Raw genomic sequence first — 24,648 nt, 5'->3', positions numbered from 1 at the left:
AGGAGACACCAGATGAACAAGAAGATCGTCGCCGTGGCCGGTCTGGCCCTCGCGCTGACCGCCTGCGGCAAGGAGGGCGGCACCGCCGCCGAGCCGGCCGCCGCCCCCAAGCCGGGTGAGAAGCCAGGCGTCTGCCTGGTGATGAAGTCGCTGGCCAACGAGTTCTTCCAGCAGATGCAGAAGGGCGCGGAGGAGCACGCGGCCAAGCGCGGCGACCTCACGCTCAGCGTCGTCGGCATCCAGAACGAGACCGACATCGACAACCAGGTCGCCGCGGTCGAGAAGTGCGTGACGCAGCAGGCCAAGGCGATCGTGATCGCCCCCGCCGACTCGCGGGCGCTGGTGGCGCCGCTCAAGCGGGCCGTCGACGCGGGCGTGAAGGTCGTCAACATCGACGTCCAGCTCGAAGAGGGCGCGATGAAGGCCGCCGGCATCGGCGACAAGGTGCCCTTCGTCGGCCCCGACAACCGCGAGGGCGCCAAGCAGTCCGGCATGGAGCTGGCCAAGGCCGTCGGCAAGGACGCCGAGGTGGTCATCCTGGAGGGCAACCCGGGCGCCGCCAACGCCGCTCAGCGCAAGGCCGGCTTCGAGGACGCGGTCAAGGAGGGCGGGCTCAAGCTCGTCGACTCCAAGACGGCGCACTGGGAGACCAACGAGGCGCACACCGTCTTCAGCAACATGCTCACCGCCCACCCGAACATCAAGGGCGTGCTCGCCGGCAACGACAACATGGCGCTCGGCGCGCTGAAGGCGATCGACGAGCAGGGCAAGAAGGGCCAGATCAAGGTCGCCTCGTTCGACAACATCCCGGCCATCGCGCAGTACGTCAAGGACGGCACCGTCGTGTCCACCCTCGACCAGTACGGCGCGCAGCAGGCCGCCAACGGCATCGACTACGCCATGAAGATGATCGGCGGCGAGAACTTCAGCGGCTGGCAGAAGACCGAGATCAAGCTCATCACCAAGGACAACCTCGGATGATGACGGTCACCGGCCTCGTCAAGCGCTTCCCCGGTGTGGTGGCGCTCGACGGGGTCGATCTCGACATCCGCGCGGGCGAGATCCACGCCCTGGTGGGGGAGAACGGCGCGGGCAAGTCCACGCTGGTCAAGGCTCTGGCCGGGATCCACGCGCCGGACGCCGGCACGATGACCTTCGACGGCGTGCCGTACACCCCGGCCGGCGCGGCCGACGGTCTGGCCGCCGGGATCTCGGTGGTCCACCAGGAGCTGGCGCTGCTGCCGTACCTCACCGTGGCGGAGAACCTGTTCCTGCGCGGGCTGCCGCGCACGGCGGGCGTCGTCGACCGGAAGCGGCTGCGCGCGGACGCCGCGCGGCTGCTGGAGCAGGTCGGTCTGGACGTCGCGCCGGACACGCCGGTCGAGCGGCTCGGCATCGCGCAGATGCAGCTCGTGGAGATCGCCAAGGCGATCTCCACCGACTCCAAGCTGCTCATCATGGACGAGCCGACCGCCACGCTCACCTCGCGCGAGGCGGGACGCCTGTTCGGCATCCTGCGCGGGCTGCGCGAGCGCGGCGTCGCCATCGTGTACATCTCGCACCACCTTCAGGAGGTGCTGGAGCTGGCCGACCGGGTCACCGTGCTGCGCAACGGGCGCAGCATCGAGACCCGTGAGATGGCCGGGGTGACCGCGCCGGACCTGGTCCGGCTGATGGTGGGGCGGGACCTGGCGCAGGAGTATCCCGTCAAGCCGCCGACCGCGCCGGGCGAGGTGGCGATCGAGGTGCGCGAGCTCAAGGTCGCGGGCTTCGAGGGGCCGCTCTCCTTCTCGGTACGGCGGGGCGAGGTCGTGGGGCTGGCGGGGCTGGTCGGCTCGGGCCGTACGGAGGCGATGCGCGCGATCTTCGGCGCCGACCCGGCCGTGTCCGGAAATATCAAGCTTTACGGCGAGAAGGTGCACATCCGGCACCCCAAGGACGCGGTGCGGCACGGCATCAGCCTGCTCACCGAGGACCGCAAGTCGCAGGGCCTCGTCCTCGACCTGCCGATCAGCGCCAACGTCACGCTCGCCAAGCTGCGCGGGCTCCTGCTGCGCTTCGGCCAGGAACGCTCCCTGTCCGAGGACCTCGGGCGGCGCCTGCACCTGCGCTCCGCGGGCGTCGGCCAGCACGTGCGCACCCTGTCGGGCGGCAACCAGCAGAAGGTCGTGCTGGCCAAGTGGCTCAACGCCGGCTCCGACATCCTGATCGTGGACGAGCCCACCCGCGGCATCGACGTGGGCGCCAAGTACGAGATCCACGAGCTGCTGCTCGGCCTGGCCGCCGAAGGCAAGGCCCTGATCGTCGTCTCCTCGGACCTGCCGGAGCTGATGGGCGTCTGCGACCGCATCCTGGTCTTCTCCCGCGGCAAGATCGCCGGCGAGGTCGCCAGGCCGGACTTCGACGCCGAGCACATCCTCACGCTCGCCTACTCGGGCTACCTCAAGAACGGTGAAACACAATGATCAAAAGGCTCGTGCTCGGCGAGGCCGGCATCGGCGTCGCCCTGGTAGTGCTCGCGGGCTTCTTCGTCATCGCGGCACCGAACTTCGCGACCGAGCAGAACCTGCGCAACATCATGACCCAGATCACCCTGAACACCGTGCTCGCCGTGGGCATGACGTTCGTGATCCTGGTCGGCGGCATCGACCTGTCGGTCGGCTCGGCGATGGCGCTGTGCGCGGTCGTGTCCGGCACGATGATGGCCGGATCGCACTCCGCCGTGACACTGCTCGGCGCGATCCTGGTCAGCGTGCTGGTCGGCGGCGCGGTCGGCTGGATCAACGGGTTCGTGTCGGAACAGTGGCGGGTGCCGTCGTTCATCGTCACCCTGGCCATGCTCAACGTCGCCCGCGGCGCCGCCGAGCGGTACACCGACGCGGCCACCATCTACAACCTGCCCGCCGCGCTCAACGACTTCGGCACCATCACGCTGCTCGGCGTCCCCGCGGTGTTCTGGGTCGCGCTGCTGCTGGCGGGCATCGGCTGGTTCGTGCTGTCGCGCACGGTCTTCGGGCGGCTGATCTACGCCACCGGCAACAACGAGGAAGCGGTCCGCCTGTCCGGCCACAAGACGTCCCGCATCAAGATCGCGGCATTCATGATCGCCGGACTGACGGTGGGCATCGCGGCCGTCCTGTACATGGCCCGGCTCAACATCGCCAGCCCGATCCTGGGTCAGGGCTACGAGCTGAACGCGATCGCCGCCGTGGTCATCGGCGGGGCCAGCCTGATGGGCGGGCGCGGCTCGATGGCCGGCACGTTCCTCGGGGCGTGCCTGCTCGGCGTGCTCACCAACGGGCTGCTGCTCATGGGCGTCTCCGACTTCGAGCGGCAGATCATCACCGGCCTGGTGATCCTGGTGGCGGTGGTGCTGGACGCGTACCGGCTGCGCCTGGCCCGCAAGCTGGCCGTCACCCAGCCCGCGAAGGAGCCCGTGCCGGCGGCGGTCGCCTCCTGACCGCCGTCACGCCGTCTCGTCGCGTCCCCTCTCGCGTCCCTCGTCGCCTCCCTCGTTGTGCACGAGGAGCAGGAACGTCCTGGCGTAGGACATGCCGCCGGCCGGCCGGGGCCAGGGCAGGCCGGCCAGCACCTCCGAGGCCGCCTCGTGGTGGATGCCGTCGACCCGGATCTCGGCGGTCTCGGAGTCCCCGCCGCTGCCGAAGAACGCCTTGACGCCGATCAGGTGGTCACGGTCGAACGAGCTCCGCAGCGCCGGGGCCAGATGGGGCGCGAGCGGGTTGTCCGCGGCCCAGCGCTGGACGGCCTGGAAGTCGTCGCCGATGCCCCAGCCGGTGATGCCGCCGTGGATCATGTGCCAGCCGGGGAACCCGTCGGGGTCGTCGGCGGCGTAGTGCCCGGCGAAGGAGCCGTCCTGGGCGAGGAGTTCGAGCAGGGCGCTGCCGGTGGTGCCCAGCCAGATCTCGATCGCGCGCTCCACGGTCTCCTCGGGAGTCGTGCCGTATCCCGTGGCGCAGTCGCTGATCGTGGTGTTCCCGGGCCGGTCGACATTGAGCACGAAGTCGATGTCCACATGACCGGGGTGGCCGGTGTGGTCCTCGCCGAGCACCACGGCGAGGCTGCCGGGGCCCTTGGCCAGGTCTCCCGTGACGTGCCAGGGCTGGTCCATGGCCTCGGACAACCGCCGGGCGATCATGCCCAGGACGACCTCGTCCGGTAGCCGCTCGTCCATCGCGCCCGTTCTCCCGTCGTTCATCATGATCATTGCAGGGTAGACCGTACCGGCTCACGAGCGGGGACGGGGATCAGCCAGGGGCCGGCGACCAGCGCGACGGCGACCTGCGCGGCGCCCGCGACGACCAGCGTCGGCCCTGCCCCGGCCAGGCCGATGACCGCCCCTCCGGCGAGCAGGCCGAGTGACACCGCCCCGTCGTGCACCAGGCTCTCGGCGGCGAAGGCGGCCCGCCGTTCCGCGCCGTCGGTGCGCACGGTGATCAGCCGGTTCATCGAGCCGATGCCGAGCGGCATGGCGAAGCCGCCGGCCGCGGCCAGGCAGGCGATCAGCGGCAGCGACGAGGTGACCGCGGGCAGGGCGATGAAGGACGCCCCGAGGATGACCCATCCGGTGGCCATGGTGCCCAGCGCCGGCAGCCGGGGCACGACCGCCGGCGCCAGGAGCGCGCCGACGAGGGAGCCCGCGCCGTAACCGGTCATGCCGGCCGAGATGAGCAGCCCGGGACGGCCGGTCTCGGCGCCGAGGATCGCCAGCCCGAGGGTGAAGGCGAACCAGACGAGCCCGCCGACGCCCGACATCGTCACGGCGCGGCGTATCTCGGGGTGACGGGCCAGGACGTGCCTGAGCGCCGGCGCGTCGCCGCCGGGGGAAGCCGACGCGTCGTCACCGCCGGGGGTGGCGGACGCGTCGTCACCGCCGGGGGAGGCGGACGCGTCGTCGCCGCCGGTGGTGGCCGTCGCGGCGCCGCGCACCGTCAGCAGCACGGCCGCGCCCAGGCCGACGCCCGCCGCCTCCGCCCAGAGCAGGTGGAAGGGGCCGGTGGCGGTGATCGCCCAGCCGGCCAGGGGCGGGGCCAGGATCATCGTGCTCCGGTGGGCGAAGTCCTGCCAGGCGAGCATCCGGGCGGCGACGCCCGCGCCCAGCCGGTCGCAGAGGTCGGCGAGCAGCGCCCGCTGGGCGGGCGCCCCCACGGCGGTCGCGCAGCCGGTGATCAGGCCGGTGGCGGCCAGGTGGATCGAGCCGACGGTGCCGAGGGCGGCGCCGACCGGGACGACGAGCAGTCCGGCCACCTGGACGGCGAGCACGCCGGCGAGGGCGCGGCCGGTCGTCAGCCGTTGCCGCAGTCCGCGCGCCCACCACGCCGAGGTCAGCATGGGCAGCCCGACGGCGCCGCCGACGAGCCCGGTGGTCCAGGGGGACCCGGTCTCGGCGAGCGCGACGAGGGGGAGCGCCACGGCGGTGGTGCGCTGTCCCATCCAGGTGAGGAACGTGGTCAGGAGCATGGCGGCGATGTCGCGGCGAGAAGTCACGGAGCAATCCTGAAATCTGGCGAAATTTCGGGGTAGGTCGTGGATCGTGCCGTGAGCTCATAACGTTGGCTTATGAGGTCATTGCCGTCGGTGGAGGATCTGCGGCTAGTCGAAGCGCTCGTCCGGCACGGCTCGCTCGGCGCGGCCGGGCGGGAACTGCTCATCAGCCAGCCCGCCGCGAGCAATCGGCTGGCCGCGCTGGAGCGGCGGATCGGCGAGCGGCTCTTCGACCGGGACACGACCGGAGCGCGGCCGACGCCGGCCGGCCGGGCGCTCGCCGCTGAGGCGGCACACGTGCTGGAGCACCTGGAGGCGATCTTCGATCGCACCCGGGCGGCGGCCCGCGCGGGCAGCCTCAGGGCGGGCACGTTCGGCAGCCTCGCCCCGTGGGTGTTCCCGGCGTTGGAGGACCTGCTGGGCGAGGTGACGGTGCACCAGGTCGCCGACCACGGCGATCGGCTGGTCGAATGGGTCGGCGAGGGCTCGATGGACGTGGCCTTCGTCGCGATCGCCGATCAGATGCGGTTGCCGGCCACGGTGACGGCGCTGCCCGTGGCCCGCGACCGGCTGGTCGTCCTCGTCCCGGCGGGGGCGCGCCTCGGCTCCGGGCGCAAGCCGTTCGCGGGGCTCGACGTGGTCGCGTACACCTACGACGCCTCCACCGCCGCGCTGCACCGGCGGCTCTCCGAGCTGGGCGGACGGCCGCGGCGGGCGGCCACGGCGGAGACGGCCGTGCGGATGGGCCGCCTGCTCGGCTGCCCGATCGTCCTGCCGAGCGGGCCGGCCGTCTCCTACGCCGGGCCGGGGGAGGAGATCGCGGCGATGACGATCCCGGGCAGGCTCACCCTGTTCATGGTGACCCGCCGCCCCATGCCGCCCGAGCTGTCGGCCGCCGCCGCGGGCCTGGCCGCCCGCCTCGGCCTGGAACCGGCGTCGGATTCGAGCCCGCCCGGCTAGCAGCCGAAACAGGTGAACAGAATTTCACGCCGTTGCGGAAATCGAATTCGTGCATATGAGAAACGCCATTTCCAGGGCGTCTGGAACGTTCCGTCCGCACGCTTGGTCATCGGTCGGTGTCAGGCCGAACGCATTGCAAGAGATCTTGACACGGAATCCCCGACTGTTAGCATTGCGCTGATATCGGACAGGCTGTAATGGGCAGAAGGGACACGCAATGTCGGCACTTCTGAGGATGGAACCCCGAGTGGCCGGGACCGACGTGATGGAGCCGGTCGTCGAGTTCGAGCAGCGGTGGGAGAGCCAGGTCGACCAGGACCGCTGCCCGGTGACGCGACCTGGCGTCTCGAAAATCTGCTGATCACCGGGGTCGGCGTGGCCCGGACGTACCGGAATTCACCCAGACGGGGGCTGGCGGAAGATGTGCGAGGCGGGTTCCCAGGACTGGGTGGAACAAGTCGTCAGGCAATGCGTCGGCGCTGACCACACGGTGACAGGCGGCTCTGTCTGGCTGGTTGTCAGGCCAGATAGGGCCGTTTTACCGGACCACGGATGGAAGTTACACGTATCTTCTCGCGCCTCGAACTTTCCCGCGCTCGTGGAGAAACTCGTCCCCTTGCTGGTGGCCGAGGGATGTGTGTTCAAGCTGGCCCGTTCGCGGCAGGTGCTCCACGAGTTGAACGACGGCCGGACGGTCCCGGAGAGCGTCGGCAAGGCGTTCACCGTCTATCCCGACCAGCATCGCGTCCGTGACGTCGGGCTGCTGCTCGCCCGGACATTGACCGGCCACCAAGGGCCGCGCGTGCTCAGCGACCGGAGAGTGTCCGCGGACGCTCCGGTGTACTACCGGTACGGAGGGTTCGTCACCCGGCGGAGCACCGACGTGCGCGGACAGTCCATCACACAGCTGCGCGGGCCCGCCGGCGAGGAGTTCGACGAGGCCGCCGGGCTCAGCTACCGGCAACCGTCGTGGGTCGAGGACCCGTTCACCGGCGCTCGGCCCGAACCCGGCCGCTCCGGCGACGACCTGCTGCTGAGCGGTCGCTACCGCGTCGTCGTCGGGATCCGGGAGGCCGCCCAGGGCAACGTCTACCGCGCGATCGACGAGCGGACCGGCGGGCGGGTGGTCGTCAAGCAGGCGCGCGCCTTCGTCGCCGAACACGGCGACGGCAACGACGGCCGGCTGCGGCTGCGCAACGAGCGCCGCGTCCTGGAGGCCCTCGACGGAGTCGCCGGTGTGCCGCGCTTCCTCGACCACTTCCGGTACGGCGACGACGAGTTCCTGGTCACCACCGACCGCGGCCCGGCGACCCTGGCCGAGGACGTGCGGCGGAACGGTCCGTACCGGACAGGACCCGGCGCGGGCGCGCGGAGCCTCGACCGGCTGGCGGGCGAGCTGGCCCGGATTCTCACCGCGGTGCACGAACGCGGCGTCATGATGCGGGACCTGTCCGCCGCCAACGTCGTGATCGGTGACGGCGCCAGCCTCATCGACTTCGGACTCGCCTCCTACGACGGGCTGCATCTGTCCGGGCTGACACCGGGCTACGCCCCCGCGCGGCAGGTGCGCGGCGAGCCGCCGCGAGCCGCCGACGACCTCCACGCGCTCGGCATGACCCTGGTGTACGCGGCGACAGGGCTCCACCCGGTGACCCTGGGCGACGACCCCGAGCTGCCGAGGACGCGGGCGCTGCAGACGGTCTCGCGGTACCACGGCCCGACGCCGTCGGGGACGATGTCCGCCGTGGTGGACCTGCTCGGCGACGAGGAACGTGCGCGCGCCGCGGTGCTGCGGCTCGCGTCAGGGGACGACCGCCGGACGGTCTCCCCGCCGACGCCTGTCGCCACCGCGCCTGTCGCCACCGCGCCTGTGGTCACCGCGCCTGTGGTCACCGCGCCTGTGGTCACCGCGCCCGTGGTCGCCGGGCCGGTGGTCGCCGCGCCCGTGGTCACCGCTGACGTGGCCGCCGAGGTGCTGGACAACCTCGTGGGCGATCTGCTCGATCTGGTGGACGGCGTCCTGGAGGCTCCGGCCGGCACGAAGGCCGCCAACGACGCGAGCGTCTACAGCGGCAGCGCGGGCATCGGCCTGGAGCTGCTGCACCACCGGCACCGGCCGGCCGCGGAGCGGAAGCTGCGCGAGCTGGTGGACTTCACCGTACGCGTCACGGCGCCGTTGACGCCGCAGCCCGGCCTGTTCACCGGCGTGACCGGGACGGACGTCTTCCTCCAGGAGGCGGGTGACCGCGGCATCAGCCCGGCGGGGGGCCGGCCGGGCAGGAGCCTGCCGCCGCCGGAGTGGCGCCCGGAGGCCGCCGACCTGACCGACGGGGACGCGGGCGCCGGCCTCGGGCACCTGTACTTCCACCGCCTCACCGGCGACCCGGCCGACCTGGAGGCGGCGCGGCGCTGCGCGCGGGCCGTCGTGGCGGAACGACCGCTGCCCCGCGCCTCCAGGCCGGGCGAGGCCGACGTGACGGCCGGACGCGCGCACGGCCTGGCCGGCACCACCGCGTTGCTGCTCGGCCTGGCCGAGGAGACCGGCGAGTCGTGGGTGCTCGAAGCCGCCGCGGACCGCGTGCGCCTCCTGTCCGAACGCGCCCGGGTCCTGGTACGCGAGGCGGAGGACCCGGCCGCCGAACCGATGACCATGTCCTGGTGCCGCGGCCTCGCCGGGGTCGGGCCGACGCTGCTGCACGCGAGCAAGGTGCTGGGCGACCCGGCCCTGGCCGACCTCGCCCGTCGGGGAGCCGACGTGTGCGTCGCCCGCATGTCGCGCCTGAGCGCGCTCGGCCAGTGCTGCGGCGTGGCCGGCGTCGGCAACTACCTGCTGACCCTGGCCGAGCTGGAACAGTCGGAGCGTCATCGGGCGGCGGCGTACGACCTGGCCACTCATCTCCTGCTCCGGAGCGCCGGCTCGCCCCTCCACCCCACCTTCTTCGCGCCCGGCGACCCTCCCGCCCGCTCGCTCTCGTGGGCGCAGGGACTGACCGGCGTCGTGACGTTCTTCCGCCGGCTGGCGTACGGGGGCCCCGACTGCCTCCCGGTCGGCTGAGCCTCCCGGTGAGACTTTCCTGCGCCGGAGAGCGATTTCCCAGCTCCTCGGAGGCTCCGTCCGCCGTTCGTCGACGTGGCCGCGCGGCTCAGGAACCCTCCCGGAGCGGAAGGGGTTCCTGCCGAGCCGCCACGGAGGAAGGGCGGTGGCGGTGGCAACGGGTGGGTGATCCTCCTGCCCTGCGCCACGTCCCTGCTCGCGCGGGCCCGGGCAGGCGCGGGACCGAGGAGTCAGGCGACGAGGGCGCGGACGAGGCGGATCAGCGCTTCGCGCCGGGCGGCGGGGCTGTCGTCCGGGACGCCGGCCCGGATCATGCGGGCGAGTTGCGGGGTGGAGAACCACCAGCCGGCCAGGGCGATCACCGCGTACACGAGGTCGGCCGGCGGCAGCGCGCCGGTGAGGGAGCCCTCCTCCTGGGCGGCGGCCAGCGCGGCGACCTTGCCGGCGTAGTGGGCGGTCCTGGCCGCCTCGGCGGGGACCTCGGCGTCGCCGGCGTGCAGGCCCTCCCAGTGCAGCAGCCGCACCAGGTGCGGGTGGGAGCTGTGGTAGTCGAAGACCCGCCCGGCGTACCCGCCGAGGTCGGCGGCCTGCGCGGCGTCCAGGGGGACGGCGGCGGCCAGCCGTTCGAGCTCCTGGGTGAGCACGGCGCCGAAGAGCTGGTCCTTGTTGCCGAAGTACTGGTAGATGCGCTCCTTGTTCACCCCGGCCTTGGCCGCGACCCGGTCGACGCGGGCGCCCTGCGGGCCGTGCTCGGCGAACTCCTCGACGGCGGCGTCGAGGAGGAGTTGCCTGGTTCGGGCGGTGTCCCATGCCATGACCTCAGCATACGACATTCTCCAACTGGGCGGTTGGAGTTTTCGGCGCGGGTGTGGCAAACTCCAACCATCGAGTTGGATTCGGGGCTCGCCCAGAGCCCTCACCCGTCCCAGAGAGGGGATCGCCATGCCGGTCGCCCAAGCCGCCCATGCCACCTCCGCCGCCCCCGCCAGCCCCGCGAGGCCGGCGAGGCCCGCCGCCGTCGCGCCCGCCCCGCCGTCGGTGCACCATCGGGCGCTGCTCACCTGGCTGGCGGTCTATTCGATGATCATGGTGGTCCAGCTGCTGCTCGGGCCGGCCATCGCGCCTCTGCCGATGCCCCTGCGCACGCTGATCCTGACCGGCGTCGTCGTGCCGACGGTGGTGTACCTGCTGATGCCGCTGCTGCTGCGGGCCCACGCCAGGATGCCGAGGCGCGGGAGGCGGCCTAGCTCCGCGGGACGTCCTTGACGAACACGATCCCGTCGCTCCCCGTCAGCTGCTCCGGATCCAGCGGGAAGTAGCCGAACCAGGGCGACGTGCGGGCCGCGAGCGCGGCGCCGCCGAGGGCGGCGGCCAGCCGGCCGGTGCCGACGACGCAGCGCTCCTGCGGGAGCGCGTACAGGAGCCCCTCGACGGTGTCCGGGGGCGGGGTCTCCACTCCCTGGTGCCGCATCGTGCCGAGGGCCGTGGCCAGGAACGCGAACTCCTCGCCCAGATGGGCGCGGACGATCGCGCCGGCGCTCCACCACTCCACCGGCAGCTCGCCCAGCCGCATCGTGCTCCTGTGCCGCTGGAAGTGGAGGTTGTGGGCGTGGACCAGCGCCGGACCCCGCTCGGCGACGGCGAGGAGGTTGGCGGCGATCATCGAGCTGCGCAGGCCCAGCAGCCTTGTCATGCGTCCCGGTGACGTGTCGGCCAGCCAGAAGTGGTAGCGCAGGAGGCCGGTGGCGGCGCGGCCGTACAGGCGGGCCCGGTCCCAGCCGTCTCGTGCGGACGCGGCGATCAGGCGCGGCGTCTCCGCGTCGAGCAGCGCCACGAGATCGTCGGCGAGCAGCAGCAGCTCCCTGGCCTCGGCCGACCGGCCCACGGACCGGGACGGGTCCGTCGTCGCGGCGGGATCGGTCCACCGGTCGTCGGCCCCGAGCAGGCCGTCGAGGGTGTCGGCGGTGCAGGGCAGCAGGTCGGCGTCCACATGGGCCGCGAGGTAGCCGTGGAGCGCGGTGAGGGGCCGCCGGGGGCTCGCGGCGTGGGTGATCTCCAGCGGGCCGTCGCAACCGGCGAAGCGCAGCCGCTCGGCCGGGGCCCGGCCGTCGTTGTACGCGCGCATCCAGCGCACGAGCTCCCGGTTGGCCGCCGACGCTCCCCACCCGTGGCTGAAGCCGCGCTCCATGACCTCGTCGAGGGTGCCCGTGCCCGAGGTGACGTAGTCGTCCACGGCCAGGCCCAGCACGCAGTCGCTCTCGATCCCGATCGTCCGGTAGCCCTCCTGCTCGACGAGCTGCCGGAACAGCTCGTTGCGCAGGCGCAGCAGGGCGTCCTCGCCGTGGGTGGGCTCGCCGAGGGCGAGCAGTCGCGGCCGGGCCGGGAACAGCCTCAGGACGGCGGCGGCGTCGACGGCATGAGTGGCGTCCTTGACGCTGATGTCCATGCCTTCAACGGTATCTCTGAACCGTCTGTGGAAGCTTTTCCGCGATCCGGCCGCGACAGGAAGGGACAACCTTAAAAGCTCAGAGAGCGAAGTCCACGGCGAACTCCTGGTACACGCGCTCCTTGGCCGCCCACGCCCTGGGCGAGTAGGCGGCGTAGAAGGACTTCCCGCACTCCAGGTCCTTCAGGGCCGACCTGATCTCCTTGTCCAGGTACGGCTTGGCCTCCGCGGGCTTCAGCTGCGGCTTCAGGATGATGGTGCGGCCCTCGGGGGCCTTCGGCAGCTCGCCCTTCCAGTTCTTCCTGGCGACCTCGCCGGCCTGCTTCGTGTACTGCGACCGGCCGAGTACGGCCAGGACCGAGGGCTTGGCCTGGCCGACGCCCAGGCACTTGGCGAACTGCCGGCCGAGCCGCGTGAGCTGCCCGTCCTCGTCCAGCGGGACGAGCGACGCGTCCAGCGCCGCGTCGAGCCGGGTGAGGTAGCCGTCGTAGGAGGTGACGGTCTTGCCCAGGTGCTGCTCGGCGGCCTTGGCGAAGCAGCGGTCGTCGGCCGCGCGCCACTTCTTCAGCTCCTCCGCGGACATCGCCATCATGGTGTCGTTGTTCGGGTTCTCCCCGGACACGGGGTTGACCACCGGGTCGCGCGGAAAGACGAGCGGGGACCAGACGCCGAAGCCGTACTTGGCCCGGTACGCACGCAACGCCGCGTAATCACCCGTGATCCGTTCGCGCTCCCCGGGCTGCCGCTTGCGCTTCGTCACCGGCTGGGCCAGGTAGGTCAAGCCCTGCTCCTTCATGCAGGCGACCCGCGTCTGCTCGACGGCGGCCTTCTTCTCGTACGCGGCCTGCGTCTCCGGCGAGGTGGAAGCGCCGAACGAGCCGACGAGCAGGGTGACCGCGACGGCCTTCGCTGCGATGAACATGGGTGTGCTCCTTCTCTCGAAAATGGGCATGCGAAACAGAACCTCCGGCCGAAAAGGCCGGATCGGGGGGAAGACTCAGCAGGGAATCTCCATGCGGGACGCGTCCGGCGACACCTCCGGCAGCGCCGGGACGAGATCGACGGCGAGCACGGCCGTGCCGTTCGCCGCGCCCTTGCGCGCGGTGACCTCGCGGTTGGGCAGCCTCACCTTCCTGTCCCTGGTGTTGACCGTGCGCTCGCCCAGGTAGCGATAGGTGTGCCGGTCGAAGATGAGCTCCGACCGGGTGCCGTCGCCCTCGTCCATGGCGACGGCGAGGCCGGGGCGGCCGGCGGCGTCCACGGCGTCGGGGACGAGCACGATGCCGTCGAGCCCGGCGGCCACCTGGTACAGCGCGGCGCTCAGGCTGGGACGTACCACCGACTCGGCGACCAGACCCTGGAGCGCGGACCAGACGCGCAGCGGTTCCTCGCCGCCCGTCTCGGCCACGAGCTTGGCGCGCACCTGCGCGGGGTCCGTCGGCCAGGCGCCCAGCCGGGCGTACGCGGGCCGGCCGGGGCAGGTCGCCGGCTCGTACACGGTGTCCTCGGTGCCGTGGTCCCAGGAGGTCCGGGGCGCCGGACCGATGGCCGAGACGGCCTGCTCGCGGCTCAGCCAGGGCTTGCCCACGTCCGCGGCCTCCCAGCGCTCCTCGTTGACCAGCACCTTGGTGTACTGCGTCCTGCCCGCCTCGTCCTCGGTGTACAGGCTCTGCTGGGCCAGCCGCCTGGTGTGGACGTACTCGCCGCGGGCCGGCACCATGTCGGGCTGGTCGGTGGCGGCCCGCGCGGCCAGCGAGAGCAGCGTCTTGGCGTCGGCCGGCGGCGCGCCGATCAGGGATCCGGGGCCGTGCGGGCCGGAGCCGCCCAGACCCACCTCGGCGACGAGGACGCCGGCGGTGAGCGTCACCGCGATCGCCCCGGCGAGCGCGACCCGCCGCACCGGCAGCGCCTCACGCCACCCGCGGCGGGGACGGTCCGACCGGGACGCGAGCGCCCCACGCCACCCGCGGCGGGGACGGTCGAACCGGGACGCCAGGACGGCACGGGAGCCGGCCAGGTCGCGCTCGGTCGCCTCGGGGACCTCCGCCCACAGCCGGGCGAGCTCCGCCATCTCATCCATGGTTCGCTCCTTCCAGCGCCTGGCGGACCTTCCTGCGCGCCCGGTTGAGCCGGGACCGCACGGTCCCGACCGGGACGTCCAGCGCCTCGGCCACCTCCTCGTACGTCAGCTCCGCCCACGCCACCAGCAGCAGCACGTCCCGGTCACCGGTGCGCAACCCGGCCAGAGCGGCCACCAGCGGCCTGTTGACCGCGAGCGTGCCCACGCCGTCCTCCACCGGCCCGCCGACGATCTCCGCGGGGTCCACACCGCCGCGCACGTACGCGCGGTAGCGGGCCACCTCGCGCCGCCGCCGTTTGCCGATCACGTTCGAGGCGATGCCGTACAACCAGGGCCGGGCGTCGGCCTGGCCGGACTGGTAGCGGTGCCGGTGCTCGAACGCCGCAAGGAACGTCTCGGACACCACGTCCTCGGCCGCGTCGGGCCCGAGCCTGCGGGCCGCGTAGCGGTGCAGGGCCGGCGCGTGCCGGTCGAACACGGCGGCGAACGCCTCCGGCTCCTCGAACGACCGGCCGATCAGATCGGCGTCGGAGGCCTCGGCTGTCGCCGGTCTGGCCATGGACTGGTCAGCTCCTTCACGCGGTGCCGAGGTGCGGCAGGCGGGCAGATTCGCCTGTACTTACCGCTGCACCGCCGAAGAGTTCACGCCGGGCCGATACCGCTCGAAGGACGCAAGCCGTCGAGGTCAGTGGCGCAGCAGGGTCAGACCGGTGTCGGTCCCGGCGCCGCCGACGACGAGCCTGCCCCGGCCGCCGACGGGGAACGTGGCCAAGGGGTGGGTGTGGCCGACGTCGATGTTGGCCAGGACGGGGACGCCGGCCGGGATCGGCTGGTTGGCGATGATCTGTTCCAGCAGCGGGCGGGACATGCGGCTGGCCTTCTGGAACCGGCCGATCGCCAGCCCCCGGATGTTCGCCGCGTCGGGGAGCTGCAGCAGTGAGGTCAGGTCGCGGGCGAACGTCGCCGGGTGCGACTCGAAGTCGTCCTCGACGATCAGCAGCGCGCCGTCGAGCGACGGCAGGTACGGGGTGCCCTGCAGCAGGTTCAGCGTGCAGAGGTTGCCGCCGACGATGCGGCCCTCGCCGCTGCCGGGCCGCATCGGCCACCACCCGTCGTTGGGGATCTGCTCGCGCTTGTCCTGGTCGAGGAACCACAGGTCGTCGCTCCAGTGCGCGGCCGGGGTCAGCGCGACCGGATCGGTGTCGAACAGGACCGACGTGAACCAGCGCAGGGTCTGCTCGAAGTGGTCCCGCATCCCGAACGTGGACCAGTGCGGGCCGGAGTAGGTGACCAGCCCGGTCCGCGCGAGGACGGCGTTCTGCAGGGCGGTGATGTCGGAGTACCCGCACAGGATCTTCGGGTTGGCGCGGATCAGCTCCCAGTCCAGGTACGGCAGGAGCTCGTTGGAGTTGTAGCCGCCGATGACGGTCAGGATCGCCGCCACCGACGGGTCGGCGAACGCCTCGTGCAGGTCGGCGACCCGCGAGGCGACGCTGGAGGAGTCGAACGCGTCCCGCTCGTCGACATGGCCGCCGTAGGTGAGCGTGAGGCCGAGCTCGGCGAACCGTGACGCGATGACGCCCGTGTGATCGTGCTCCATGACCATCGCGCGGGACCTGGCCGGCGCCACGACGCGGACGACGTCGCCCGCCTTCAGCTTGGGAGGGAAGATCACGTCCGTCATCGTCGAAGCGTAACGGTACTACCGGGGAACCTGGGGCTTCCGGGTCATGTGTGGTGTGGCTACTATCGGGCACCAATCGCCTACTTTGGCGATATTCGCGATGAACGCACCGAGGAGAGTGTCCCGCACGTGGCTGGCTTGGGCAGGGTCGGGCGACGACGAACGGAACCCGGCCGCGACGGCTTACCGGAGTCCGCCGGAGCCGGGCCGCGGCGGCTGCCCGGTCGCCGCCGGCTGCGCCTGCGCACCGTGCTGATCATCGTCGTGGTCGTGCCGACCGTGACCTTCGCCCCGCTGCTGGGCTCTGGCATGTTCCAGCTGTTCAGCCAGTGGCAGGCGGAGGTGGCCCAGCTGGAGCTGGCCGCCGTCACCGTGGGCCGGCCCGCGGCCAACCTGTTCTTCAACCTCGACCGGGAGCGGCGGATCACCGCGGAGGCCCAGGCCGAGCCCGGTGAGGACACCGGCGACAAGCTCGCCAAGCAGCGCGCGGAGACCGACAAGGCCGTGGCCGCCTTCCGCCCGGTGGCGAACCTGGACACGTCCAAGGGCCCGGAGGGCACCACGGACGCCATCGCGCGGACCCAGCGCGCGCTCGGGCTGCTGGAGCAGCAGCGCCGGGCGGTGGACGCCGGCTGGTCCAGCGCCCAGAACGCCTACGACTACTACAACAGCGTCATCGAGGCGGACCTCGGCCTGCTGACCGCCCTCAGCCGTACCGACCACGGCGAGGTCAGCACAGGCGCGCAGACGCTGGTCGACCTCTTCTGGGTCGTCGACATGATCGGCCGTGAGGACGCCGTCCTGGCCCGCGGCTGGGGGGCGGGGCGCCTGACACGGGACGAGTACGCCCTCGTCACCGACGCCGCCGGCACCAGGAACCACCTCATGCGGGACCGGGTGGTGCCCAGTCTCGGCGGCAACGAGAGCCGCTACCGGACGCTGACGACCAGCAAGGCGTGGAAGACCATGGCCGACCTGGAGGAGCGGCTGGTCGCCTCCGGGGGCGGGGCCGACGACAAGCAGGTGAAGCTGCGCCCGGTCGGCTCCACGTGGCGTTCCTCGGTGGACGCGATCAGCCCCCAGCTGCTGGACCTGCTCGCCCTCCGGCTCGAAAACGTGGCGAAGATCGGCTACAGTCACGCCAAACAGCTCTTCGTGATCTTCATCAGCATCACCAGCGTGGGAGTGCTCGCCCTGGCCCTGGTGATCATCACGAGCTGGCGTCTCACCGCCGTTCTCCGGCGGCGCATCCTCCAGCTCCGGCAGGAGGCCCTGGAACTCCAGGAACGGCTGCCCGACGTGGTCACCCGGCTGGAGCGCGGCGAGGACGTCGACGTGGAGGCGGAAGTACACATGGTCGACCCCACGCCCGACGAGCTGGGCGAGCTCGGGCAGGCCCTCAACATGGCCAGCCGCAGCGCCGTCGCCACCGCCGTGCGCCAGGCCGAGCAGCACCGCGGATTCCAGCGCATGCTGCAGCGCATCGCCCGCCGCACCCAGATCCTCATCGGTCTCCAGCTGAAGAAGCTGGACGAGCTGGAACGCAGGTACGAGGACCCCGAGGTGCTGGAGGGACTGTTCGACCTGGACCACCTCACCGCCCGCCTGCGCCGCTACGAGGAGAACCTGGTGATCCTCGGCGGCGGCCAGCCGCAGCGCCGCTGGCGCAAGCCCGTACGCCTGCTCGACGTGCTGCGCGCCGCGCAGGGCGAGGTCCAGGACTACCGGCGGATCACGATCGACGTCGAGGGCGAGCCCTGGGTGGCCGAGCGCGCCGTGGGAGCGCTGGTCCACGTCCTGGCGGAGCTCATGGAGAACGCCACCGCCTTCTCCAGGCCGCCGACCCCCGTCGAGGTGCGGGCCGCCATGGTCAGCCGGGGCATCGCCGTGGAGATCGAGGACCGCGGCCTGGGCATGGAGCCCGAGCAGTACGCCGCCGCCAACGCCCTCATGCGGACGCCGCCGCAGCTCGACGTGATGGCGCAGGCCGACGACGTGCGGCTCGGCCTGTACGTGGTCGCCCGGCTCTCCGCGGGCCTGGGCCTGCAGGTGGAGCTGCGGCAGTCGGCCTTCGGCGGCACCCGGGTCATCGTGCTGCTGCCGGACTCGCTGGTGGTGGAGCGACCCCGCCTGGTGCCGGGCCCGGCCGCGCGCCCCGAGGAGGCCCCCCAGGACCCCACGGGCCCGCACCCGCACCCGTACCCGCAGGAAGGCGCGGCCGGTCCGCGCCGGCCGCAGGAAGGGTCCCAGGAAGGGTTCCAGGAAGGGCCTCAGGACAGGCCCGGCGAAAGCCCCGACGAGAAGCCTCACGACAGGCCCTACGACGGGCCCTACGAGAAGCCGCGCGACACCACGCAGCTGCCGACTCGTTCCCGGGGACGCGCGATGGCCTACGTCACGGCGCCCGGCGCCGGATCACCGGACCGCGGCGACGCGCCCGCGCCGCCCGGCAGCCGGCCGCTGCCCCAGCGGGTGCGCCAGGCCAGCCTGGTCACCGAGCTCAAGGTCCCCGCGGACCGGGAGGAGCGGACCGAGCAGGACCTCTGGACCGTACGCGACCAGCCCACCCGGTCCGGCGCCACGATCGGCGCCTTCCAGAGGCAGTCCCGCAGGCGCCGGGCCGGTGACGACGCCCTCCAGCCGGGGCCGGACGGATCCGCCGAGCCCCCTTCCCCTACGACGGAAGATCGATGATGACGCAGCGAACCACCGCCACCGACACAGACCTGGACTGGCTCCTGGACGGCCTGGTCGATCAGGTCGCGGGCACCAGGCACGCCATCGTGCTGTCCGACGACGGCCTGGTGATCAGCCGCTCCCGGACCATCGAACGCTCGGACGCCGAACGCCTCGCCGCGATCGCCACCGGCCAGCAGAGCCTGGCCCGCGGCGTGGGGCAGCTGTTCAGCGGCGGGCCGGTCCACCAGGTCATCATCGAGATGGCCGAGCTGTGGCTGTTCATCACGGCCGCGGGCCGCGGCACCCACCTGGCCGTGGTCGCCTCCCAGGAGGTCGACGCCGAGCTGATGAGCGTCGCGATGCACACCCTGATCCAGCAGGTCGGCCAGAAGCTGGGCACCGACGCGCGTACCCCGCCGGCCGACGAGGCGGGGAGACGCGGATGAAGCACTGGACGGAGGGCTTCGACGACGACCACGCCGACGAGCCCCTTGTCCGTCCCTATACGATCACCGGCGGGCGAACCGCTCCGGAGCGGGACGACCTCACGCTGATCACCCTGGTGACGGTGATCTCCGAGGCCCCCGCGGACAACTCAGCCGGCATGCGCCGGCTGCAACCGGAGCACCGCACCATCCTCGCTCTGTGCAAGCAGCCGCTGGCGGTCGCCGAGATCGCCTCCGCGCTGCACCTCCCGGTGTCGGTGACCAAGATCCTGATCGGTGATCTGATCGAGGCCGGTCACGTGCGGTCCCGGCCGCCCCTGGCCTTCGCGCAGGCGGGCGGCTTACCTGGCATGTCAATCCTTGAGGCGGTGAGGGATGGGCTTCGCAAGCTCTGACCACGGGGCTCGCGCCCCCCTGGCAGTGAAGATCCTTATCGCGGGTGGTTTCGGCGTCGGGAAGACCACCCTGGTCGGCGCGGTCAGCGAGGTCGCCCCGCTCCGCACCGAGGAGTACCTGACCCACGCCAGCATCGGTGTGGACGACCTCGAAGGGGTGGGCGGAAAGTCCACCACCACGGTGGCGCTGGACTTCGGGCGCATCACCATCAACGGCGACCTCGTCCTCTACCTGTTCGGCACCCCCGGGCAGGAACGCTTCTGGTTCATGTGGAACGACCTGGTCAACGGGGCGATGGGCGCGGTCGTCCTGGTCGACACCCGTCGGCTGGAGGTGAGCTTCGCGTCGATCGACTTCTTCGAGAGCCGCGGCATCCCCTTCGTCGTCGGCGTCAACTGCTTCCACGGCGTACGGGACCGGACGCAGGAGGAGATCCGCAGGGCGCTCGACCTCGACCCGCAGGTGCCGCTGGTGCTGTGCGACGCCCGCGACCGGGCGGCGGGGCGCGACGTCCTGCTGGCGCTCATCGACCACCTGATGGCCGCGCACACCCGCGCCTCTGCGCACCCCGTCTCCTGAAGACCTAGGGACCGGAGGACGCGTTCAGGTAGGTCAGGACGGCCAGCACGCGCCGGTTGCTGTCGTCGTCGTCGGTGATGCCGAGCTTGCCGAACAGCGAGGTGGTGTACTTGCTGATGGCGCTCTCGCTGAGGAACAGCCGCCGGCCGATGGCCTGGTTGGACAGTCCCTCGGCCATGAGGCCGAGCACCGAGTGCTCGCGTTCGGTGAGCTGCCCGAGCCGCCGGGTCGAGGAGCCGCTGGACAGCAGCTTCGCGATGACGGCCGGGTCCATGGCGGTCCCGCCGCCGGCGACGCGCTCCAGGGCGTCGATGAACTGGTCGGCGTCGAACACGCTCTCCTTGAGGAGGTAGCCGACGCCGCCCGCGCCGTCGGCGAGGAGCTCGCGCGCGTAGAGCTGCTCGACGTGCTGCGAGAGGATCAGGACCGGCAGCCCGGGCACCTCGCGGCGGGCGGCCAGGGCCGCGCGCAGGCCCTCGTCGGACTGGGCGGGCGGCATGCGGACGTCGACGACGGCGACGTCGGGCCGCCACTTCAGCAGCGCCTCGACCGTCTCCGGGCCGGTGGTCGCCGTCGCCACCACCTCGTGACCGTACGCCTCCACGAGACGGACCAGCCCGTCGCGCAGGAGGTAGAGGTCTTCGGCTACAACGATGCGCATGGCACTGCCATCCTCACTCGGGTCGGACCGCCCGCCGGACTGGTGACCTCCAGAGTGCCGTCGAACACCGCGAGACGGCGTCGCAGCCCGTCGAGTCCGCCGCCGGGCCGCACGCCGGCCCCGCCCCTGCCGTCGTCCTCGACGTCGACGACGATGCCGGTCCCGTCCTCGGCGATGGAGATCCGCGCCCGGGTCGCGTGGGCGTGCTTGACCGCGTTGGTCATCAGCTCGGCCACGCCGAAGTACACGGCGGACTCGATCGGCGGGTCCAGGCGCAGCCGGACGTCGGCGTCGACGGTCGCCTCGAGCGGGCTGTCCAGGGCTAAGGCGCGGACGGCGTCGACGAGGCCCCGCTCGTTCAGCACCGGCGGGGTGATGCCCCTGACCAGCTCGCGCAGCTCGTTCAGCGACGTGGCGGCGCCGGCCCGCGCCTCCCGTAGCAGCGCCACGGCCCGGTCGGGGTCGCTCCGCATCAGCTTCTCCGCGGTCGCCAGGGAGAGCCCGAGCGCGACCAGGCGCGCCTGCGCCCCGTCGTGCAGGTCCCGCTCGATACGGCGGATCTCGGCGGCCTGCGCGAGGGTCGTGTCCGCGCGCTGGCTCGTCAGCTCGGCCACCCGCTCCGCCAGGGCCGCCGCGGGCGGCGGGCGCAGGAGGCGGACGGCCAGCGGTACGGCGGGCCGCCAGGCGTACGGGGCGGCGGCGACGGCCACGACCAGGCCGAGCACCCCGGCGAGGGGCCATGAGGTGCCGAACCCGAGGACCGCCGCCACGAGCCCGGCCGGCGGGACGGCGGCGACCACGCCGGCGGTGAGCGGCGCGATCGCCGTGAACCGCAGGTCGCGCCAGACGGCGGGATCCCGCCACCAGATCCGCATCCGCTGGTCCATGAGGGCGTCATGCCGGGTGCGTTCGTAGCTGAAGCCGTTCCACCAGTAGCCGGTGGACATCCGCGTCACCGGAGCGGCCCGGAGGTACCCGGCGGGGATGACGACGCCCGTCCACGTGGCGACGAGCGAGCGGGTCGTCCGGCACACCGGGCGTGACAGCGCGAACGTGCCGATGCCCGCCCACAGGAACGGCGCGATCCACGTCCACGCGCCGCCGCCCCACCACATCCACAGCGCCACGGCGAGGGCCCACACCGCCGGCACCAGCATGGAGAGGCCCACCACGACGCACGCGCGCACGAACCCCACGCAGGCGCTCGCCCCCCACTGTCGCATCATCGTCCCTTCTCCCGGTACGGCTCGGCCTCTCCACTGTGCGGCCTCCGGAGCCCGGCTCCCGCCGGATCGGCCCCGGAGTGGGTCCAGCCCCACCGATCCGGACGTCCAGCCCCATCCTCGCGCTCCGTCTCCCCGAGGCCCGCTGATGTGGCTCGTCAGTCATCGACCGGATACGGACCGCTCCGTACGGTCCAGGGGACTCTTTGGCCGGCGTCGCCAGGAGGCATCATGACAGCACGGTCGAGCACCCCATCACCCTGGCCGGACCTGCCGCCCGGTCCGCTCGGAACCCCCTCTCCCGACCTGGCCTCGCCGGCCGGCAGCCGCAACCTGCGCGCGCCCGGCCTTCCCGGATGGTCAGCGGCACCTCGCTGGAGGACGACCCCTCGGCGCTGATCAACCAGGACCCGCCCGAGCACACCCGCTACCGCCGCATCATGCAGGGCACCTTCACCCCCGGCACATCGAGCGCTGGCGGCCGCGCGCCGCGGCCATCGTCGCCGAGCTGATCGAGACGGCCGGTCACGAGTTCGACCTGGTCGCCGAGTTCGCCCTGCGGCTGCCCGCGCGGGTGATCTGCGAGATGCCGGGCGTCCCGATGGACCGGTTCGAGCAGTTCCGCGGCTGGACCGAGATGTTCCTGTCCACCTCCGAGGCCAGTGCCGAGGCCAGGGGGGGAGGGGTTCGCCGCGTTCATGGCGTACGCGGGCGAGCTGATCGCGGAGCACCGGGACAGGCGCGGCGGCGACCTCATCGACCTGCTCATCGAGGCGCGCGACGAGGGCGACCGCTGTGCCACCCCGAGCAATGCTGCCCAACCCCTCAAGCGACGGGCTGATCCACCGCCCGCTCCGGCTCCCGGTCAAGGGCGGGTGAGACGCTCCTGGCGCCCGACATCGTCACTGCTGCTACGTTTAGGCACTTTAGTCCCTGAGTAATCAGAGGTACGGAAGTGCGAAGGTACGGCTGGACGATCGGCGGCGTGATGGCGGGATGCCTGCTCGCGGGGTGCTCGGCCCTGCCAGGCCTGGCCGGGAAGGCGAGCCCTCCGGCGAGCCCTCGGGCGAGCACGACGGCCACGCCCGCCGCGAGCGACGCGCCGGTGGCCGCCCGCGCCGTCACCGACCAGGAGGCCGCCGCGATCCTCGCGGACTACGTCAAGCGCAACAACGCCGCCAACAAGGCCCGCAGCGCCGAGCTCCTGGCCGGCTACGAGGGCGGCTCCAGCTTCACGATCGACAAGGCCGCCTACACGTCGAGCCGCCGCCTGGGCAAGACCGTCACGTACCAGCCGTTCGGCTACACCAGGCCCGCCTTCCACGTGCCGGCCGCCGGCCGGCAGCCCTGGTTCCTGGCCACGGCGCACTGGCGGCGCGGGACGACCACCGCGAAGGAGCCGACGTACCTGCTCTTCGCCCGTCAGGGCGACGGCTGGCGGCAGATGTACTCGCCGGACGCCTTCGACGGCACCACCGCCGACGACCTGCCCGAGATCGCCGTGGGCGCCTCGGGGCTGGCCACCGAGGTCGCTCCCACGGACTCGACCGGGCTGCTGATGTCGCCGGCCGACTTCGCCGAGAAGTACGCCGCGCACCTGGCCGGCAAGGGCGGCGCCGCCGACAAGAGCCTGTTCGCCGCCGACCGGATCACCACGCAGGCCGCGTCCACCCGCATCAGGATGAACCAGTACGCCCACAGCACGGCGACCGCCCGCCCGGCCGGCCGCTACCCGTCGTACACGCTGCGCACCGCCGACGGCGGGGCGCTGACCTTCACCACGATCGAGCGCACCCTCCGCTACGACGTGCGGCCGGGGCCGGAGCGCAACTACGTCTTCCAGAAGGACAGCGGCATCCTGCGCGGCAAGTACTACACGTACATGACCGTCACCGACCTGTTCCAGGTGGTGGCCCGCATCCCTCCGAAGAAGGCCGGCCCGGACCAGGTCAAGGTGATCGCGTCCTACTCCGGCCTGGTCGCGGGCGACGGCAGATGAGACGGGGCTAGTTCCAGATCCCCGGGACGTCCTCCGGCACGGAGTCCTTGACCTGTCCCTGGTCGATCACGTCGCCCTCCAGGGGCAGCAGGACGGTGGCCTGGCGCCCCCAGTCGGAGAAGCGGGTGCTCGACTCGACCTGGACGGAGCCGTCGTAGAACGGGATGACGGCCTTGGCCGCCACCCTTTCCACCAGGCCGGTCGGGCCGAGCCAGAGGGTGTAGGCGACCTTGCCGTCGCGGCCCTTCTTGCCCTTCTTGGAGTGCGAGCCGAAGCGCGAGGCGAAGGCGGGGGACACCGCCGCCAGCTTGCTCGTCCTGATGGACCCCTTGACCACGCCGTCCCGCACCGACGCGGGCTTGGCCAGGAGCGTCTTGAGCGTGTCCGGCTCCAGGACCTCGACGATCAGGTTGCTCGGCGGCAGCTCCGTGTTCCGGTAGCGCACCCAGCTCGCCCCCTGGCGCTGCAACGTCTGGTCGACCACCGGGCCGGCGACGTAGCTCGCGGTCCGCGACGAGATCAGCTGGACCGGCCCCTGCTGCAGGGCCTCGGTCTCCTCGCGGTCCAGCCTCGTCATGCTGCGCAGCAGGTCCTTGCTGTAGCGCACGGTCTGCGCCACGTCCGACGCGGCCGCGCCGCGCTGGTCGAACCCGATGGTGCCCTCCAGGCTGGAGGTGGTGACCAGGGTGGGCGTGAAGGTCATCTTCGCCGTGGCCTGGACGTTGACGGCCCTGCCGCGGGCCAGTTCGGCCTTGAGCGCCTTGACTGCGTCGATCTTGGATTCGGCCTGCGCGGGCATGGCGGTGAGCTGCACCGCGCCTACGATCGCGACGGCGCCGAGGATGGCTCGATTCATGGGGTTTCCCTGGGAACGGTCGGAAAGACGCGATCAATCTTGTGCATCTAAGATCGCTAGTCAAGCCGAACCGTCTCATTCG

24 protein-coding genes are annotated in these 24,648 nt (G+C 72.1%); 13 read left to right on the top strand and 11 right to left on the bottom strand.

Annotation, left to right across the window (positions count from 1 at the left end; genetic code table 11):
* Nucleotides 1-12: 12 nt before the first annotated feature.
* From HT134_RS30665 to HT134_RS30655, 3 genes are read left to right on the top strand one after another with little or no spacing between them, the layout of a single operon-like run.
* A complete protein-coding gene (locus tag HT134_RS30665; RefSeq protein ID WP_175603962.1) occupies nt 13-981 on the top strand; it encodes a sugar ABC transporter substrate-binding protein in 969 nt (322 codons plus the stop codon).
* Complete coding sequence (locus tag HT134_RS30660; protein ID WP_175603961.1) at nt 978-2,465, top strand: sugar ABC transporter ATP-binding protein; 1,488 nt, start codon at nt 978-980, stop codon at nt 2,463-2,465. The genes HT134_RS30665 and HT134_RS30660 overlap by 4 nt, the downstream gene beginning before the upstream one ends.
* Nucleotides 2,462-3,460 (top strand): ABC transporter permease, encoded by a 999-nt coding sequence (locus tag HT134_RS30655; protein ID WP_175603960.1) that lies wholly within the window; start codon nt 2,462-2,464, stop codon nt 3,458-3,460. Before HT134_RS30660 ends, HT134_RS30655 begins: the two co-directional genes overlap by 4 nt.
* Before the next feature lie 6 nt (nt 3,461-3,466).
* Here HT134_RS30655 and HT134_RS30650 read toward each other — a convergent pair whose 3' ends face one another.
* Together HT134_RS30650 and HT134_RS30645 are read right to left on the bottom strand one after the other, a co-directional pair.
* Complete coding sequence (locus tag HT134_RS30650; RefSeq protein ID WP_217708572.1) at nt 3,467-4,216, bottom strand: DUF6348 family protein; 750 nt, start codon at nt 4,214-4,216, stop codon at nt 3,467-3,469.
* A gap of 5 nt (nt 4,217-4,221) precedes the next feature.
* Nucleotides 4,222-5,505, bottom strand: coding sequence for an MFS transporter (locus tag HT134_RS30645; RefSeq protein WP_175603958.1), 1,284 nt, complete (start codon nt 5,503-5,505; stop codon nt 4,222-4,224).
* A 72-nt stretch (nt 5,506-5,577) separates the two neighbouring features.
* Between HT134_RS30645 and HT134_RS30640 the strand changes: the two genes are divergently transcribed.
* From HT134_RS30640 to lanL, 3 genes are all read left to right on the top strand, one after another.
* Nucleotides 5,578-6,462: a LysR family transcriptional regulator gene (locus HT134_RS30640; protein WP_175603957.1), complete on the top strand. Its 885-nt coding sequence runs from the start codon at nt 5,578-5,580 to the stop codon at nt 6,460-6,462.
* Between the two features lie 235 nt (nt 6,463-6,697).
* Nucleotides 6,698-6,823 (top strand): hypothetical protein, encoded by a 126-nt coding sequence (locus HT134_RS47215; RefSeq protein ID WP_281387743.1) that lies wholly within the window; start codon nt 6,698-6,700, stop codon nt 6,821-6,823.
* A 60-nt stretch (nt 6,824-6,883) separates the two neighbouring features.
* Nucleotides 6,884-9,517 (top strand): class IV lanthionine synthetase LanL, encoded by a 2,634-nt coding sequence (gene lanL / locus HT134_RS30635; RefSeq protein WP_246365891.1) that lies wholly within the window; start codon nt 6,884-6,886, stop codon nt 9,515-9,517.
* Nucleotides 9,518-9,747: 230 nt separating this feature from the next.
* Here the strand turns inward: lanL and HT134_RS30630 are convergent, their stop codons facing one another.
* Nucleotides 9,748-10,332 (bottom strand): TetR/AcrR family transcriptional regulator, encoded by a 585-nt coding sequence (locus tag HT134_RS30630; protein ID WP_175603955.1) that lies wholly within the window; start codon nt 10,330-10,332, stop codon nt 9,748-9,750.
* 127 nt (nt 10,333-10,459) lie between these two features.
* On the opposite strand from HT134_RS30630, the gene HT134_RS30625 reads away from it, so the two are divergent.
* Nucleotides 10,460-10,783, top strand: coding sequence for a putative antibiotic biosynthesis monooxygenase (locus tag HT134_RS30625; RefSeq protein ID WP_175603954.1), 324 nt, complete (start codon nt 10,460-10,462; stop codon nt 10,781-10,783).
* Here HT134_RS30625 and HT134_RS30620 read toward each other — a convergent pair.
* From HT134_RS30620 to HT134_RS30600, 5 genes are all read right to left on the bottom strand, one after another.
* Nucleotides 10,761-11,963, bottom strand: coding sequence for an erythromycin esterase family protein (locus tag HT134_RS30620; RefSeq protein ID WP_175603953.1), 1,203 nt, complete (start codon nt 11,961-11,963; stop codon nt 10,761-10,763). The two genes, HT134_RS30625 and HT134_RS30620, sit on opposite strands and share 23 nt — an antisense overlap.
* A gap of 79 nt (nt 11,964-12,042) precedes the next feature.
* Nucleotides 12,043-12,885, bottom strand: a complete 843-nt coding sequence (locus HT134_RS30615; RefSeq protein ID WP_175603952.1) for a hypothetical protein — start codon at nt 12,883-12,885, stop codon at nt 12,043-12,045.
* Nucleotides 12,886-12,960: 75 nt separating this feature from the next.
* Complete coding sequence (locus HT134_RS30610) at nt 12,961-14,043, bottom strand: CU044_5270 family protein (protein WP_175603951.1); 1,083 nt, start codon at nt 14,041-14,043, stop codon at nt 12,961-12,963.
* Nucleotides 14,036-14,602 (bottom strand): RNA polymerase sigma factor, encoded by a 567-nt coding sequence (locus HT134_RS30605; protein ID WP_175603950.1) that lies wholly within the window; start codon nt 14,600-14,602, stop codon nt 14,036-14,038. The genes HT134_RS30610 and HT134_RS30605 overlap by 8 nt, the downstream gene beginning before the upstream one ends.
* 126 nt (nt 14,603-14,728) lie before the next feature.
* Nucleotides 14,729-15,727 carry a S66 family peptidase gene (locus HT134_RS30600; protein ID WP_217708570.1) on the bottom strand — a complete coding sequence of 333 codons (999 nt, stop codon included), beginning with the start codon at nt 15,725-15,727 and terminating at the stop codon, nt 14,729-14,731.
* A 129-nt stretch (nt 15,728-15,856) separates the two neighbouring features.
* On the opposite strand from HT134_RS30600, the gene HT134_RS30595 reads away from it, so the two are divergent.
* The 4 genes from HT134_RS30595 to HT134_RS30580 are packed head-to-tail and all read left to right on the top strand — an operon-like array spanning nt 15,857 to nt 19,827.
* On the top strand, nt 15,857-18,421 hold the full coding sequence (locus HT134_RS30595; RefSeq protein ID WP_312888566.1) for a sensor histidine kinase: 2,565 nt from the start codon (nt 15,857-15,859) through the stop codon (nt 18,419-18,421).
* On the top strand, nt 18,418-18,852 hold the full coding sequence (locus tag HT134_RS30590) for a roadblock/LC7 domain-containing protein (RefSeq protein WP_376768125.1): 435 nt from the start codon (nt 18,418-18,420) through the stop codon (nt 18,850-18,852). The genes HT134_RS30595 and HT134_RS30590 overlap by 4 nt, the downstream gene beginning before the upstream one ends.
* Entirely contained in the window at nt 18,849-19,247 is a 399-nt protein-coding gene (locus HT134_RS30585; RefSeq protein WP_175603949.1) for a DUF742 domain-containing protein, read from the top strand. The genes HT134_RS30590 and HT134_RS30585 overlap by 4 nt, the downstream gene beginning before the upstream one ends.
* Nucleotides 19,228-19,827 carry a GTP-binding protein gene (locus tag HT134_RS30580; protein ID WP_175603948.1) on the top strand — a complete coding sequence of 200 codons (600 nt, stop codon included), beginning with the start codon at nt 19,228-19,230 and terminating at the stop codon, nt 19,825-19,827. Before HT134_RS30585 ends, HT134_RS30580 begins: the two co-directional genes overlap by 20 nt.
* A gap of 4 nt (nt 19,828-19,831) precedes the next feature.
* Here HT134_RS30580 and HT134_RS30575 read toward each other — a convergent pair whose 3' ends face one another.
* Complete coding sequence (locus tag HT134_RS30575; protein WP_175603947.1) at nt 19,832-20,488, bottom strand: response regulator transcription factor; 657 nt, start codon at nt 20,486-20,488, stop codon at nt 19,832-19,834.
* Nucleotides 20,473-21,714 carry a sensor histidine kinase gene (locus HT134_RS30570; RefSeq protein ID WP_175603946.1) on the bottom strand — a complete coding sequence of 414 codons (1,242 nt, stop codon included), beginning with the start codon at nt 21,712-21,714 and terminating at the stop codon, nt 20,473-20,475. Before HT134_RS30570 ends, HT134_RS30575 begins: the two co-directional genes overlap by 16 nt.
* Nucleotides 21,715-22,067: 353 nt before the next feature.
* On the opposite strand from HT134_RS30570, the gene HT134_RS30565 reads away from it, so the two are divergent.
* Nucleotides 22,068-22,223, top strand: a complete 156-nt coding sequence (locus HT134_RS30565) for a hypothetical protein (protein WP_175603945.1) — start codon at nt 22,068-22,070, stop codon at nt 22,221-22,223.
* A 443-nt stretch (nt 22,224-22,666) separates the two neighbouring features.
* A complete protein-coding gene (locus tag HT134_RS30560) occupies nt 22,667-23,710 on the top strand; it encodes a DUF8094 domain-containing protein (protein ID WP_175603944.1) in 1,044 nt (347 codons plus the stop codon).
* Nucleotides 23,711-23,717: 7 nt separating this feature from the next.
* Here HT134_RS30560 and HT134_RS30555 read toward each other — a convergent pair whose 3' ends face one another.
* A complete protein-coding gene (locus HT134_RS30555) occupies nt 23,718-24,566 on the bottom strand; it encodes a hypothetical protein (protein ID WP_175603943.1) in 849 nt (282 codons plus the stop codon).
* Nucleotides 24,567-24,648: the final 82 nt, after the last annotated feature.

It is taken from the genome of Nonomuraea rhodomycinica (assembly GCF_013363995.1).
Taxonomy (GTDB): domain Bacteria; phylum Actinomycetota; class Actinomycetes; order Streptosporangiales; family Streptosporangiaceae; genus Nonomuraea; species Nonomuraea rhodomycinica.
Note: the sequence above shows the minus strand (reverse complement) of the source record. Positions and strands in the feature narration are given on the sequence as shown.